Annotated in this window: 10 protein-coding genes; 5 read left to right on the plus strand and 5 right to left on the minus strand. The window is 71.2% G+C overall.

Annotated elements, in window-relative coordinates:
* Nucleotides 1–11: 11 nt before the first annotated feature.
* From OHS18_RS01165 to OHS18_RS01175, 3 genes are read left to right on the plus strand one after another with little or no spacing between them, the layout of a single operon-like run.
* Nucleotides 12–968 (plus strand): multicopper oxidase domain-containing protein, encoded by a 957-nt coding sequence (locus OHS18_RS01165; RefSeq protein ID WP_328615558.1) that lies wholly within the window; start codon nt 12–14, stop codon nt 966–968.
* A complete protein-coding gene (locus OHS18_RS01170; RefSeq protein WP_328615559.1) occupies nt 965–4,927 on the plus strand; it encodes a ThuA domain-containing protein in 3,963 nt (1,320 codons plus the stop codon). The genes OHS18_RS01165 and OHS18_RS01170 overlap by 4 nt, the downstream gene beginning before the upstream one ends.
* Nucleotides 4,928–4,984: 57 nt before the next feature.
* Nucleotides 4,985–6,808: a cupredoxin domain-containing protein gene (locus tag OHS18_RS01175; RefSeq protein WP_328615560.1), complete on the plus strand. Its 1,824-nt coding sequence runs from the start codon at nt 4,985–4,987 to the stop codon at nt 6,806–6,808.
* Between the two features lie 265 nt (nt 6,809–7,073).
* On the opposite strand, the gene OHS18_RS01180 is transcribed toward OHS18_RS01175, so the two are convergent.
* The gene (locus OHS18_RS01180) at nt 7,074–8,633 is read right to left on the minus strand and encodes an alpha/beta hydrolase (protein WP_328615561.1); all 1,560 of its coding nucleotides are present in this window, start codon (nt 8,631–8,633) and stop codon (nt 7,074–7,076) included.
* A gap of 463 nt (nt 8,634–9,096) precedes the next feature.
* On the minus strand, nt 9,097–9,657 hold the full coding sequence (locus OHS18_RS01185) for a phosphoribosyltransferase family protein (RefSeq protein WP_328615562.1): 561 nt from the start codon (nt 9,655–9,657) through the stop codon (nt 9,097–9,099).
* A gap of 150 nt (nt 9,658–9,807) precedes the next feature.
* Here OHS18_RS01185 and OHS18_RS01190 point away from each other — a divergent pair, with 150 nt between their 5' ends.
* Nucleotides 9,808–10,815: an RNA polymerase subunit sigma-70 gene (locus OHS18_RS01190; protein ID WP_328615563.1), complete on the plus strand. Its 1,008-nt coding sequence runs from the start codon at nt 9,808–9,810 to the stop codon at nt 10,813–10,815.
* A 24-nt stretch (nt 10,816–10,839) separates the two neighbouring features.
* On the opposite strand, the gene OHS18_RS01195 is transcribed toward OHS18_RS01190, so the two are convergent.
* Nucleotides 10,840–11,415, minus strand: a complete 576-nt coding sequence (locus tag OHS18_RS01195; RefSeq protein WP_328615564.1) for a dihydrofolate reductase family protein — start codon at nt 11,413–11,415, stop codon at nt 10,840–10,842.
* A gap of 109 nt (nt 11,416–11,524) precedes the next feature.
* On the opposite strand from OHS18_RS01195, the gene OHS18_RS01200 reads away from it, so the two are divergent.
* Nucleotides 11,525–12,034, plus strand: coding sequence for a hypothetical protein (locus tag OHS18_RS01200; protein WP_328615565.1), 510 nt, complete (start codon nt 11,525–11,527; stop codon nt 12,032–12,034).
* Nucleotides 12,035–12,068: 34 nt separating this feature from the next.
* Here OHS18_RS01200 and OHS18_RS01205 read toward each other — a convergent pair whose 3' ends face one another.
* On the minus strand, nt 12,069–13,154 hold the full coding sequence (locus OHS18_RS01205; protein ID WP_328615566.1) for a DUF3592 domain-containing protein: 1,086 nt from the start codon (nt 13,152–13,154) through the stop codon (nt 12,069–12,071).
* Between the two features lie 101 nt (nt 13,155–13,255).
* Complete coding sequence (locus OHS18_RS01210) at nt 13,256–14,080, minus strand: DUF72 domain-containing protein (RefSeq protein WP_328458961.1); 825 nt, start codon at nt 14,078–14,080, stop codon at nt 13,256–13,258.
* Nucleotides 14,081–14,108 lie beyond the last annotated feature (28 nt).

Genomic DNA, 14,108 nt, shown 5'->3' on the forward strand with positions numbered 1-14,108 from the left:
CACGTCGGTCGATGCTGGCCGGAACCGCCGCGGGGGTGCTCGTGCCCGCCCTCGGCGCCGCCGATTCGGCGTCGGCGGCGGGTCTGACCCGCCGGATCACGATCTACGCCGAGGCGTTGCCGGGCGGCCTGTACGGCTACGGGCTGGAACCGGGCAAAGCCACGATCCCGGGGCCGCTGCTGGAGATCTACGAGGCCGACACCCTCGAGATCGAACTGGTCAACACCACCGACCAGCGGCTGTCCATCCACCCCCACGGGGTCATCTACGACACCGCGTCCGACGGCGCCCCGCTCAACGCGTCGTTCAACAACCCGCGCGAGACGCGGACCTACACCTGGCGCACCCGCGCCCGGTACGAGGCCAGCGGCGGGTTCTGGATGCCCGGCAGCGCCGGCTACTGGCACTACCACGACCACGCCATGGGTACCGACCACGGCACCGGCGGCCTCGCCCGCGGGCTCTACGGCGGGCTGATCGTGCGCAAGCGCGGCGACCTGCTGCCCGCCAAGCAGTACACCGTCGTGTTCAACGAGGTGATGATCAACCACGAGATGGCACCCGACACACCGATGTTCGAGGCCCGCCTCGGCGAGCGCGTCGAGTGGGTCTGCGTCGGGTACGGCAGCCTGCCGCACACGTTCCACCTGCACGGGCACCGCTGGGCCGACACCCGCACCGGGATGCTCGGCGGCGCCGCTGACAACGCTGCCATCGTCGACAACAAGAACCTCGACCCCGGCAGCTCGTTCGGTTTCCAGGTGATCGCCGGCGAGGGCGCCGGGCCGGGGGTGTGGATGTACCACTGCCACGTCCAGACGCACTCCGACGGCGGGATGGTGGGCCTGTTCCTGGTCCGCAACCCCGACGGCAGCTTGCCCGACGGAACGCAGGAAGCGATCGACCGGTTCAAGCAGCACGGCCACGCCGGGCACGACATGAGTCCCGACGGCCGGACACACGCATGAGGAGGGACGCCATGAAACGACGTTGGTTCGGCAGACGCGGAGCGCTCGTGCTCGCCATCGGGTCGGTCCTCGCGGCCGGCTCGCCGCTGCTCGTGATGCCGGTGGCGCAGGCCGCGCCGGCGGTGGTGAACGTGCCGGTGAACGTGCTGGTCTTCCACGGCGCGGCGGACGGCCAGAAGGACCCGGTGCTGCGCGCGGCGGACGCGATCGCGCGGCTCGGCCAGGACAACGGCATCACGGTCACGGCCTCCTCCGACCCCGCTGTGTTCGCCGCGGCGAACCTCGCCCGCTACCGCGGCGTGGTGTTCCTCTCCGCGCAGGGCGTGACGCTCGCGCGGGAGCAGGAAGCCGCGCTGCAGGCCTACATGAAGGCGGGCGGCGGGTTCCTCGGCATCTCCGACGCCGCTCGCGCGCAGGACTCGTCCCAGTGGTTCACCGGCTTGATCGGCGCGCGCCCGGTCGGCGCCCGCCCGACGCCCGAGACCGTGGCGTCGGTGACCGCCAGCGCGGAGAACCCGCCGAACGAGACGAAGGAAAAACTGGCCGACAACAACGAGAACACCAAGTGGCTGACGTTCGCGACGACCGGCTGGGCGGCCTACAAGATGGCCACCCCGGTCGCGGTCAGCAGCTATTCGCTGGTCTCGGCGAACGACTTCCCCGGCCGCGACCCGAAGAGCTGGACCCTGCAGGGGTCCGCCGACGGGCAGGCCTGGACCGACCTGGACACCCGCACGAACGAGGCGTTCACCGACCGGTTCCAGACCCGGACGTTCACCTTCGCCAACACCACGGTCTACCCGAACTACCGGCTGAACATCACCGCGAACGCGGGCGAGCCGCTCATCCAGCTCGCGGACCTCAAGCTGTTCAAGGACACCTCGACGACCCCGCCGCCGCCCGAACCCGCGCCGCAGCAGGCCGTCGTCGACGTCCTCGACGCCCAGCACCCGGCCACCGCCGGCCTGCCGCAGAACTGGACGCGCACCGACCGCTGGCTCAACTGGGAGTCCAACCCGGTCGGCACCGTGCACACGGTCGCCCAGGTCGAGGAGAAGGGCTACAACCCGGGGGTCGGCGCGAACGGCGCGTTCCACCCGATCTCGTGGTGCCGTGACTACGACGGCGGCCGCTCCTTCTACACCGGCATGGGCCGCACCGAAGGGTCCTACGGCGAAGCGCAGTTCCGGCAGCACCTGCTCGGCGCCCTGCGCTGGACGACCGGGATGGTGCGCGGCGACTGCCAGGCCGGGATCGCCGCCAACTACAAGGTCGAGCGGCTGACCGGGAAGAACGCGGCCGGGCAGCTCGACCAGATCGGCGAGCCGCACGGGCTCACCATCGCCCCGGACGGCAGGGTGTTCTACATCGGCAAGGCGGCCTGCCCGACCGGGCCGATCGTCAGCTGGGACGACCCGAACGTCGGCCTCGGCTGCGGCACGGTCCACCAGTGGGACCCGGCCACCAAGAAGGTCAAGCTGCTCACGACGTTGCCGGTGATGGGCAACCGCGGCAGCGGTGACGAGCTCGTCAAGAACGAAGAGGGCCTGCTCGGCCTGACGCTGGACCCGAAGTTCACCGAGAACGGGTTCATGTACGCCTACTGGATGCCGCACGCGTCGATCGACCGCGACAAGCGGATCGGCAAGCGCACGATCTCGCGGTTCACCTACAACGCCACCGCGCAGACGCTCGACCAGGCGACCCGGAAGGACCTGCTGTCCTGGGACGTCCAGATCCACAGCTGCTGCCACGCGGGCGGCGGCATGGCGTTCGACAAGGACGGGAACCTGTACGTCGGCTCCGGGGACAACAACTCCTCGGGCGGCTCCAACGGCTACTCGGGCAACAACTGGACGCTCGACTACAAGGGCCTTTCGTTCCAGGACGCGCGCCGCACGGCGGGCAACACGAACGACCTCGGCGGCAAGATCCTGCGCATCCACCCGGAGGCGAACGGGACGTACACCATCCCGCAGGGCAACCTGTTCCCGAACGGGCCGGCGGACAAGACGCGCCCGGAGATCTACGTGATGGGCGTCCGCAACATCTCGCGGTTGCAGATCGACCCGGTGCACAACTGGATGACCGCGGGCTGGGTCGGCCCCGACGCGTCGTCGCCGAGCCCCGAGCTCGGGCCGGCGAAGTACGAGACGGCGACGATCATCACCGAGGCGGGCAACCACGGCTGGCCCTACTGCATGGGCAACCGGCAGCCCTACCGCGACCGCAGCAGCACGAACGCCGCGGAGCTGACCGGCTGGTACGACTGCAACAACCCGATCAACACCTCGCCGCGCAACACCGGCCTGGTCAACCTGCCGCCGATCAAGGACAACATGATCTGGTACTCGCCCGACGGCGGCGGCCCGGTCTTCCCCAACCGTCCCAACAGCTCCATTCCGACCTACAACGCGGCGGACGCCACCTACACCCAGCCGTACCTGCGCGGTGGCGGCCAGGCGATCATGTCCGGGCCGACGTACCACCGCTCGCTGGTCAACACGAACAGCGGGGTCGCGTGGCCGGGGTACTGGGACAACAAGTGGTTCGTCGGCGACGAGTCGAACTCCCAGAACCGGGTCGCGGTGACCGTGGACCCGGCGGGCGTGCCGACGCACCAGCCGCCGGTGTTCGCCGAGACGTTCCGCCAGATCATCCCGGGCGGCGCGGGTGACACCCGGGTGCAGAGCTGGATGGACGCCAAGTTCGGGCCGGACGGCGCGCTGTACGTGCTCGACTACGGCAACGGCTTCTTCTCCCTGGACGCCAACCAGAAGCTGCTCAAGATCAGCTACACCGGCGGCGCGCCGACCCCGGCGCCGGCCGCGTCGTCGACGCTGGTGCAGAACAAGGCGCTGACGGCGGCGTTCACCGGGTCGAAGTCCGGCGGGGTGTCCTACCGCTGGGAGTTCGGCGACGGCTCGGTGTCGACGCAGGCCGATCCGCGCCACACCTACCCGCGCACCGGGATCTTCACCGCCAAGCTGACCGTGACCTATGCCAACGGCGAGGCGGTGACCACCCGCACCGCGGTGAACGTCGGCTGCGCGGTGGCCGATCCCAGTCCGGTGGTGACCTTGGGCGACACCATCACCAAGGTGCCGAACCGCAACGCCGGCGGTGGCTGCACGGTCGACGACTTCATCGACGACGAAGGCACGTGGAGCACGCACGCCGCGTTCGTCAACCACGTCGAGCAGGCCACCGAGACGCTCGACGAGCTCGGGGTCCTCAGTACTCCCGAGGCGGCCGAGCTGAACGCGGCGGCGGAGGCGTCGCCGATCGGGAAGCCGGGCACCACGGGGTACGAGGCGCTCTTCGACGGCACGGCCGAGTCGCTGCGAGCCTGGGAACAGGCACCGTCCGGGCAGTTCACGCTCCAACCCGACGGGTCGATCCGGTCGGCGGGCGGGCTGGGCATGCTCTGGTACGCCCAGCGCCAGTTCGGCGACTTCTCGGTGAAGGTGCAGTTCAAGGACATCGCCCCGGACCCGAACCGGGCCAACAGCGGGGTCTTCGTCCGGTTCCCGGATCCGCGGACGCCGCTGGAGCAGCGGCCGCCGGGCAGCTGCGGGACCGTCGGCTCGGCGCGGACGTCGCAGGCGTGGGTCGCGATCTACTGCGGTCACGAGATCCAGATCTACGACGGCGACAGCGGTGAGCCGCAGAAGACCGGGTCGGTCTACAACTTCGACCCGCGCCCGCTGGACCAGGCGGGAGCGCGGCCGAAGGGGACGTGGAACGACTACGAGATCAAGGTCGTCGGGCAGCACTACACGATGATCCGCAACGGCGTGGTGATCAACGAGTTCGACAACACGCCGGGTCAGCAGTCCTCGCGCGCCGGGGACCCGCCGACCGACCTGCGGCAGTTCGTCAGCGGGTTCATCGGGCTGCAGAACCACAGTGACAACGACCTGACCGAGTTCCGCAACATCCGGGTGCGGCAGCTGTAGCGCGACGGGGGCCGGGCACACGCCCGGCCCCCGTTCCTCCCAGGAAGGTTTCCCGCGATGTCCCCACGCCTGATCGCCGTGCTGCTGGCCGCTTTCCTGGCCCTGCTCGGGCTCGCCACCCCCGCGGTGGCGGCGCCGGTCCAGACCCTGACCTGGACCGGGAACAACAGCACCACCGAATACGCGTCCGCGCCGACGGGCGCGCTGCCCGGCGAGACCACGATCGTCTTCGAGAACAGCGAAGCCACCGGCAACACGACGGGGATGTCGCACACCCTGACGTTCGACACCTCGACGCCGGGGTACAACCACGACGTCACGCTGAACGTGCTGGCCAACCCGTTCGACCCGCAGAACGGCCGGCACGAGGCGGTCGTGACGCTCACACCGGGCAAGTACCGGTACTTCTGCACCATCCCCGGCCACACGTCGATGGTGGGGGAGTTCGTCGTGTCCGACGGCACCGGCGACACGACCGCGCCGACGGTGACCGCCGCCGTGACGGGTGACCGGGACCCGTCCGGCAACTACCTCGGGTCGGCTTCCGTGGCGCTGACCGCGACGGACGCGGGCTCCGGGGTCGCTTCGGTCGAGTACCAGCTGGACGGCGGGACCTGGACGCCGTACTCGGCGCCGGTCGTGGTGTCGTCGCTGGGCATGCACATGCTCGGCTACCGGGCGACCGACGTCGCCGAGAACACCTCCGCCGAAGGCATGGCGCACTTCACGATCGTCGAACGCCAGGGGGACGGCACCCCGCCGGCGGTGAGCGCGTCGCTCGCCGGAACACAGGACGCGTCGGGCAACTACGTGGACGTCGCGACGGCGACGATCACGGCGACCGACGCCGATTCCGGGGTCGCCGCCGTGGAGTACAAACTGGACGACGGCGCGTGGACCGCCTACACGGCACCGGTTCCGGTGACCGCGGCTGGGATGCACATGCTCTCCTACCGCGCTCGGGACGTCGCGGGGAACACCTCGCCGGAAGGCATGGCCCACTTCACCGTGGTCAAGAGCGACACGACCGCGCCGGTCGTCACGGCTTCCGTGGCCGGCACGAAGGACGCCGACGGCAACTACGTCGGCAAGGCGGTCGTCACGGTCACGGCGTCCGATGCGGGATCCGGTGTCGCGGCGGTGGAGTACCGGGTGGACGGTGGCGCGTGGACCGCCTACGCCGCACCGGTTCAGGTTTCTTCGGCCGGCGCGCACACGGTGGACTACCGGGCTCGCGACGTCGCCGGCAACACTTCCGCGGTGGGGACTGTGTCCTTCACCGTGGTCGCCGGTGGTGACACGACCGCGCCGGTGGTGTCCCTGGCGTTGACCGGTAAGCAGAGTGGCGATTGGTCCTACGTCGGCCAGGCGACGGTGACGCTGACGGCGACCGACGCGGAGTCCGGTGTGGACTTCGCCGAGTACAAAGTGGACAGCGGGGCGTGGACGCGGTACACCGCGCCGGTGGTGGTGTCCGCGCTCGGCACGCACACGGTCCGGTTCCGGGCCACCGACGTCGCCGGGAACGTCTCGGCGGAGCAGTCGGGGGCGTTCACGGTGGTCGCGGCCGCGCCGCCGCCGGACGCCTGCCCGAACTCGGACACCCGGGAGACGGTGGTGATCGGCGGGATCGACAGCCAGGTCGAGAACACCGACATCGGCAACGGCTGCACGCTCAACGACGTCATCGACGAGAACGCGGCGTACCCGTCCCACGACCGGTTCGTGAAGTACGTGAAGGCGGTGACGCAGGAACTGGTCGCCGACGGCGTGCTGTCGGCGGGGGACCGCAACCGCATCGTCACGGCGGCCATCGAGTCCGACATCGGCGGCACGCCCACCGCCGCCGGCCGCGGGCCCGACGTGAAGAAGCGGGTGTAGCCCCGGAGAACCGCGGGTCCCGGCAAAGTCGCGGACCGGCCGACACGGCAGCCGACGGGTGCCGCGTCGGCCGCTCCCGTCGGCGTGTTGGCCGCTGCGGGCGATGTGGGGCCGTTCCGGAAGGGCTGATCCTCGACGGATCGAGGTTCCAGCAGCGGCTCGGGTGTGCCGGGGTGGGAGCGTGCACCCCGGTCATGGCTGCGGGTCGGGAGCCGAGGCGGCGCGGTCGGCCTTCGCCGAGGCCGATCGCGCCGTAACCGGCCGGTCAGTGCCGCGGGACGTCCGTGCAGTCGAGGTCCTGGTCCGGCAGCCGGCCGGTGTCCAGGAAGCTCACGACGGCGTTGTCGGCGCAGGCCGAACCTTCGTGGTAGACGTAGTGCCCGCCGTTGTCGACGCCGACGAACGCGGCGCGGTTCCCCAGGGCGTGGCGCAGCCCGACACCCGAGTCCCACGGAGTGGCGTGGTCGCGGCGGTTCTGCAGGATCAGGGTGGTGCGCGGGCCGTCGCCGGTCACGGTGACCGGCTTCTCGACCGGCTGCGGCCAGAACGCGCACGGCCAGATGTTCGCCGGCATGCCCGCCGTCAGGGGCCAGGCCGCGCGGTCGGCGGCGCTGCGCCGGGCGTAGCTGCCGACGTCGTGGGACCACTCGGCGTCACCGCAGGTGAGGGCCAGGAACATGGTCGCCTGGTTGTCCGCGGGAACGCCCGGGGCCGGCGGGGTTTCGGCGAACACCTGCTGCAGCACCTGGCCGTCGGCGTCGGTGACGTGCCCGTCGGCCAGATCCGCGGCCGCCTTCCAGACCTGCGCGAGCACCGGCAGGGTGTTGTTGTGGATGAGCAGCGCGTAGGTGACGGCGCGCAGCGTCGCCCCGTTCAACGACTGCGGGGTGCCCGGGACCGGCGCCGGCCGGCGGTCGAGCCGATCGGCGAGCGCGAGGTAGGTCCGGGTGACTTCGCCGGGGGTCGCGCCGAGCCCGAGGGTGGCGTGCTGCCCGGCGGCGACGGCGGCCGCGTCGGGGAACCGTTCGGCCATGCCCTTGCCCCAGCTCTCGGCTTCGCCGGCCCAGACGTGCGCCGGATCGACGTTGCCTTCGAGGATCACGCGGTCGGTCTTGTCCGGGTACAGCGTGCTGTAGACAGTCCCGAGGTAGGTGCCGTAGGACTGGCCCCAGTACGAGATCTTGGCTTCGCCCAGGGCTTCCCGGACGCGGTCGAGGTCGCGGGCGGTGTTGGCGGTGGTGAAGTGACGGAGGTTTTCCCCGGCCTGGGCGGCACACTTCGCGGCCGTGGCGCGGGCGGCTCGGACGTTCGCGTCGATCGAGCCGTCGGCGGCGGGGTAGGGGAAGAGCGCGGCGACGCTCGGGTTTTCGAGACCGCAGCTCTGCGGGGTGCTGGTCCCGACGCCGCGCGGGTCGAAACCGATCAGGTCGTAACCGTCCAGGACGGGCTTCGGCAGTGTCGGCGCCATCGCGCTGGGCGTGTCGAGACCCGGCAGGGCCGGCCCACCCGGGTTCAGCAGCAGGACGCCGTGCCGCTTGGCGGGGTCGGTGGCGGCCAGTCGGGAGATCGCGACCTCGATCGACGGGCCGTCCGGACGGCCGTAGTCGAGCGGGACCTCGACCTTCGCGCAGGTCAGCCGGGGATCCCTGGGGCTGCCCGGCGCCGGGGCCGGACACGCTCCCCAGGTGACGCCCGCGGCCGGCGCCGGACTGTCTTCGTCGTCCGCGGCGTCACAAGCGGTCACGCCGAGCACGGTCAGCGCGGCGACCGCCAGGATCGCGGCGAACCGGTGGCCCGGTGACCCGGACCCTCGTGTGGTGATCATGGTGCTCGCCCTCCGATTTCCGCGCCGGCGGCACCTTCTGGTCCGCCGTCCGCGTTGACGGCGCCGAAGTTATCGGGAACGGGGCCGCGGAAACGTCACCCCGGAGGGAGCAGTCCCGGTAGCTCGCAGGAGGGACAACGCCGGATCCGGTCTGCCGGACATCGGGTCGTGGCGCCGCCCGGCCGGCCCGATCGAGTACACTGTGGACGGTGCCGCCGCACCCGGTTGCGCACCACTCCAGCCGCCGAAGCAGGCCGTCGCCGAAGGAACCGGCGGGCGGCCGTCGAAGGGGTCACCGACCCGTACGTCGCCGGGCTCGGCGGCGGTTACTTCGTCCACTACGACGTCCACACGAAGAAGATCTCCACCATCGACGGCCGCGCGGCCACCGCCGACGGTCCGAAGATGTTCATCGACCCGGCCACCGGGCAGCCGTACCCGTTCGGAACCGCCGTCGAAGGGGTCAGAGTTCCCGGACGTGCAGCAACGACCGGACGTTCAGGTGCCGTCGAACCTGGTTGCCGCTCAGTGCGTCGACCACGGTCGCGGCGCCGATCCAGGTGGCCTCGGCGTCCTCGACGAGGAGGTGGGCGCCGTGGGCCTGTCCGCCGGTCTCGATCCAGTCGTCGACGAACAGCACCCGATCGCCACCGCCGACCAGGTTCCTGCGGAAGCCGAGGGTGAGGTGCCGGTCTTGATAGTCCGGCGGCGTGGTCCGCCGCAGCCAGGCATCGCTGTCGCTGGACGCCACGCGGTCTTTGCGCACCTCGACGAACCCGACGCCGAGGTGCAGAGCGACCAGCGGTCCCAGGAGGCAGCCACGGGATTCCGGCCCGAGCACGACCGTGGGGTGCTCGCCGGCGAACAGGTGCGCCAGCGCGGGACCGAGGTGCCCGAGCAGGTCGGGCCGGCGCCACCAGCCCGTGACGTCGGCATAACGATGCCGGTCCGTGCGGTCCCCGTGCCAGGTGAAGGCGCCACGGAGCCCGGACTTCACCTCTTCCAGCCACACGTCTCCGGACACCGGCTCATGATCGCTTCGCCGGCTCCTGCAGGCAATCGGTTTCACCTCGACATCGGAACGGCCCGGGGCCGGCGGCGTCACCGATGAGAAATCCGCCGCCGCGTCGTCAGTTCTGGCAGCCCCCTCGCCCCGGTGGAAGGATTCACGACCATGACCGACGCCCGACCGCTCGACACCGACGAGGCCGCGTTCATCGCGGCGGTCCGCTCGGGTGATGCGGCGCGGTTCGCGCACGTCACGGAGCGCCACCGGCGTGCGCTGCAGGTGCACTGCTACCGGATGCTCGCGAACTACGAGGACGCCCAGGACATGACGCAGGAGACGTTCCTGCGGGCGTGGCACAAGCGGGAGACGTTCAAGGGCCACGCCGCGCTGAGGACCTGGCTGTACCGGATCGCGACGAACGCCTGCCTCGACTTCCTCGAGAAACGCACTGACCGCACCCCCGTGCCGGCCGGGCTGCCGGACCCCGGCGCCGAGGTGCCGCACCTGCAGCCCTACCCCGACCGGATGCTCCCCGAGGACCCGCAGGAATCGGTGGTGGCGCGGGAGACGATCGAGCTGGCGTTCATCGTCGCCGTCCAGCACCTGCCGCCGCGGCAGCGGGCGGTGCTCGTCCTGCGTGACGTCCTCGGCTGGCCGGCGTCGAAGGCCGCCGACGCGCTCGAGCTGACCGTCGCGTCGGTGACCAGCGCGCTGCAGCGGGCCCGCGTGACGATGCGCGAGCAGCTGCCCGGCCGCCGCCTCGACTGGCGGAGTCCCGCCACCCACGAGCTGTCGGAGGACGAGCGCGGCGTGGTGAAGGCGTACATCGACGCCCACGAGCGCAACGACCTCGACGGGCTGACGTCCCTGCTGCGCGACGACCTGCGCTTCGCGATGCTGCCCGATCCGGGCACCGTGACCAGGACGGCCGGGGACGCGGTGGACGGCTGGGTCTCCGGTGGGCTCTTCCGGCGCGGCCACGACGACTGGCGCGGTGTCACCACGACGGTCAACCGCATGCCCGCCGCCGCGCTGTACCTCCGCACCCCGGACGCCCCGGAGCACCGGCTGTTCGCCGTCGCGGTCCTGCACGTCGTCGACGGGAAGATCGCCGAGCTCACCGGATTCGACGTCACGGGCAAGCCCTGGCTGGACCTGCCCCCGACACTGTGAGACCGGACGTCGAGCCGAGCGTGCTCAGCGCCTCGGCTCGTACCGGGTCAGCACCGCGCCGCCGGGAAACGTCCGCGTCTCGACGAGGTTCAGGTTCACCCAGCTGTCCAGTGCCGTGAAGAACGGTGTGCCGCCGCCCACCAGGACCGGATGGGTGACGATCTGGTATTCGTCGACCAGCCCGGCCCGCACGGCCGCCCCGGCCAGCGTGGCACCACCCACCCTCATCGGGGCGCCGTCCTCGGCCTTGAGCCGGGTGATCTCGGCGATCGCGTCGCCGGTGACCAGGCGGGTGTTCCCGTCGACCTGGTCGACCCGGTCGAGCGTCGAGGAGAACACCACCTTCGGCGTGTCCCGCCAGTTCCGCGCGAACTCGATCACCGCCGGGGTGGCGCCCGGCCGCTGGTCGCCGGTCGGCCAGTGGGAGCTCATCGCCTCCCACAGCTTGCGCCCGTACAGCGTCACGCCGCTCGCCAGCTCCTGGTCGAGCCACCACCGGAACAGCTCGTCGCTCGGCGGCCCGCTCCAGCCGATGTCGTCGCCGGCCGCGGCGATGTAGCCGTCCAGGGTCAGGTTCATGCCGAAGATCAGTTTCCGCATCGTGTCAGCCTCTCGTGTGTCGTTCCCATACGGTTGGACGGGTGCGGCGCGAAAACCTCATCGGTGCCCGACCCGCGGCCGGACCGAACGCGTGGCCTATCGTTCCGCCATGTTCGATCGGATCCGCGAGAACGCCCGTGCCGCCGCGCTGCTTGCGGACGTGTTCGACTTCGACGTCGCCCGCCTCGACCCCGTCGAACCGGTGCGGCTGGCCTCGGGCGGCGAGTTGCGCGTGGTCGCCGGCGACGCCTCGGGCGGCACGTTCTTCGTGTGCGACGACGGACCCGTGCTCTACGCCGACTCCGAAGGCGGCGCGGGGATCGTCGCCGCCGACCCGGACGGCGTGATCCGCCTGGTCGTCGGGGTGCCGACCTGGCACGACGTCGTGGCGAGCGCACCTGACGTCGACGCGATGCGCGCCTCCTTCGCAGCTTCCTACGCCGAGCTGAAGTTGGACGAGCCCCGGATCGACCAGCTCCGCTCGGAGGTCGTAGCGGAGCTGGAATTCGACCAGGTCTCCGTCGAGGAACTGCTGGTGTCGCTGAGCAGGTGCCTGACGGAACTGTCGCCCGGCTACGTGCTGTTCAACGAAAACGGCGACGAGTACGACGCCTTGTGACACCGCCCGGATCCGGGCGAAGTGACGTGCGTTTTCACGAAGGCCGCAGCCCCGCGTTCTTCGCGCCGGTACGCGAGTTCAGCGCGTAGGCCGGGACCGCGTAGGGCGGTCGGCGTCGACGTCCGTGCGGGAACAGGACCACCATGTCGCGGTCGGTGCCGCCGATCCAGGCCCGCCGGTTCGGCTCGTGCTTCAGCGGCACCGAGCCGTGGGACGACGTGGCCGCGCGCAGCGTGATCCGGGTGCCGTCGCGGTAGGCGACCTCGATGTCCGGCAGGTGCCGGCCCCGGCGGATCGGGTAGTCCGGCACGACGGTCACCGAGGCGAGCCGCCAGCCGGTGGCCCGGACCGCGCGGTAGCGGCGCCGCCAGTTCACCGCGGCGATGAGCGAAAGCACGAGCCCGCTCACCCCGGCGATCGTCCCGATCACCTGAACCCACATCCAGGTCTGGTCGTCGTTGGTCTCGTCCGGCGTGCGCACCCGATCGGGGTCGGCCCGGTCGTAGATGACCGTGATCTGCTGCCCCTCGGTGTACGGCCGGCCGGAGTCCCAGACGATGTCGGCGTACCGGTAGCCGCTGGTGCCCACGGGATAGGCCACGTAAATGATGTCGTCGGCCCGGCTGTGCCGGTAGACGCCCAGCACCTCGCCGGTCACGCGCGTCCCGGTCTTCAGCAGGTGCTCGGCCGAGGCGCTCATCGCGACGAATCCCGCGACCACCCCGGCGAGCACGGCCAGCCACACGAGCACGAAGCCCGCGGAGCGCAGCATCAACGGCCGCAACCGGGCGATCTCGACGTCGAGGTCGACCTCCCCCCGGCCGTCGTGCCCGGTCGGCGCCGGCAGCCAGTGTTCGTGCTCGGCCACCAGCGCGGCGCGCCGCCGGTCGTGCCACCGCCCGAGGGCGACACAGCCGAGCATCAGGACCGCGGCCAGGACGAAGACCGTGAGCTCGCCCGCGAACTCGCCGTCCTCGAAGACGTATCCGGGGGCGGTCAGCGCGTAGACCGTCCCCGCCGCGTCCCCGACCGCGGCAAAGCCGAAGACGATCGCTCCGGCCAGAAAAGTGTTCTGCCACCGGCGGTGCGTCGTCGTACCCCGGTCCATCCCCAGCGTCATCGGCCGAGCGTAGCGCCGGAAAACCCGCCGCGACCTGCGACAAAGCAGACACCGGAAGCAGGCAACCGACGGGGTTCGCCCGGCGTGCAAGCGAGCAGTGCTCAGAACAAGGTCGCGGGCTCGACCGGCTCCGGCTCGGGGAGGGCGTCGAGGCCGGGCACCAGCGCCCGGACGTCGTCGTGGAAGCGGCGGGCGAGGGCCGGCGCGTCGTTGTTGTCGGGGGTGTGCAGGAAAACCGTCGGCGAGCGGCCCTCGCGCAGCCAGCCGGCGACCGCCTCGGCCCACGGCCGCCACCCTTCGACCGTCTCCTCGACCGAGTCCCGGCCCAGGTAGCGCACGATCGGCTGATCGGTCAGGGCCCGCGTTCGCCGCGGCAGCCGGGGTTTCTTGGCCCAGGCTTCCTGCTCGGCCTCGCTGGTCGGCGGGCTCCGGAAGAAGACCGTGGTGTCGAACGGCACCCACTCGGCGTTCGCGCCGGCGAGCGCTCCCTCCAGCAGCGACGCCGAGCCGGTGTCGGTGAAGAACCCGGGGTGACGCACTTCCACCGCGCGCCGGCGGCCGGCGGGGAGCCGGCGCAGGAAACGGCCGAGGGCGTCGACGTCCGACGGGCCGAACGAGCCCGGCAGCTGGGTCCACAGGACCGCCCGGTCGCCGAGGGGTTCGATCGCGTCCAGGAACGCGCGCATCTCGGCCTCGACGCCGGCGAACCGGCGCTCGTGGGTGACGACCTTGGGCAGCTTGAGCACGAACCGGAAGCCGGGGTCGGTCTGCTGCGCCCACGTCGCGACGGTGTCCCGGGCCGGCGTCGCGTAGAAGGTGGTGTTGCCCTCGACCGCGTTGCACCAGCCGGCGTAGGCCCGCAGGCGCTCCTTGGCCGGCAGCGACTGCGGCAGGAACCGCCCGGGCCACGCCTTGTGGGTCCACATCGCGCAGCCGACATGAAGACGCGCCACT

The organism is Amycolatopsis sp. NBC_00355 (genome assembly GCF_036104975.1).
GTDB lineage: Bacteria > Actinomycetota > Actinomycetes > Mycobacteriales > Pseudonocardiaceae > Amycolatopsis.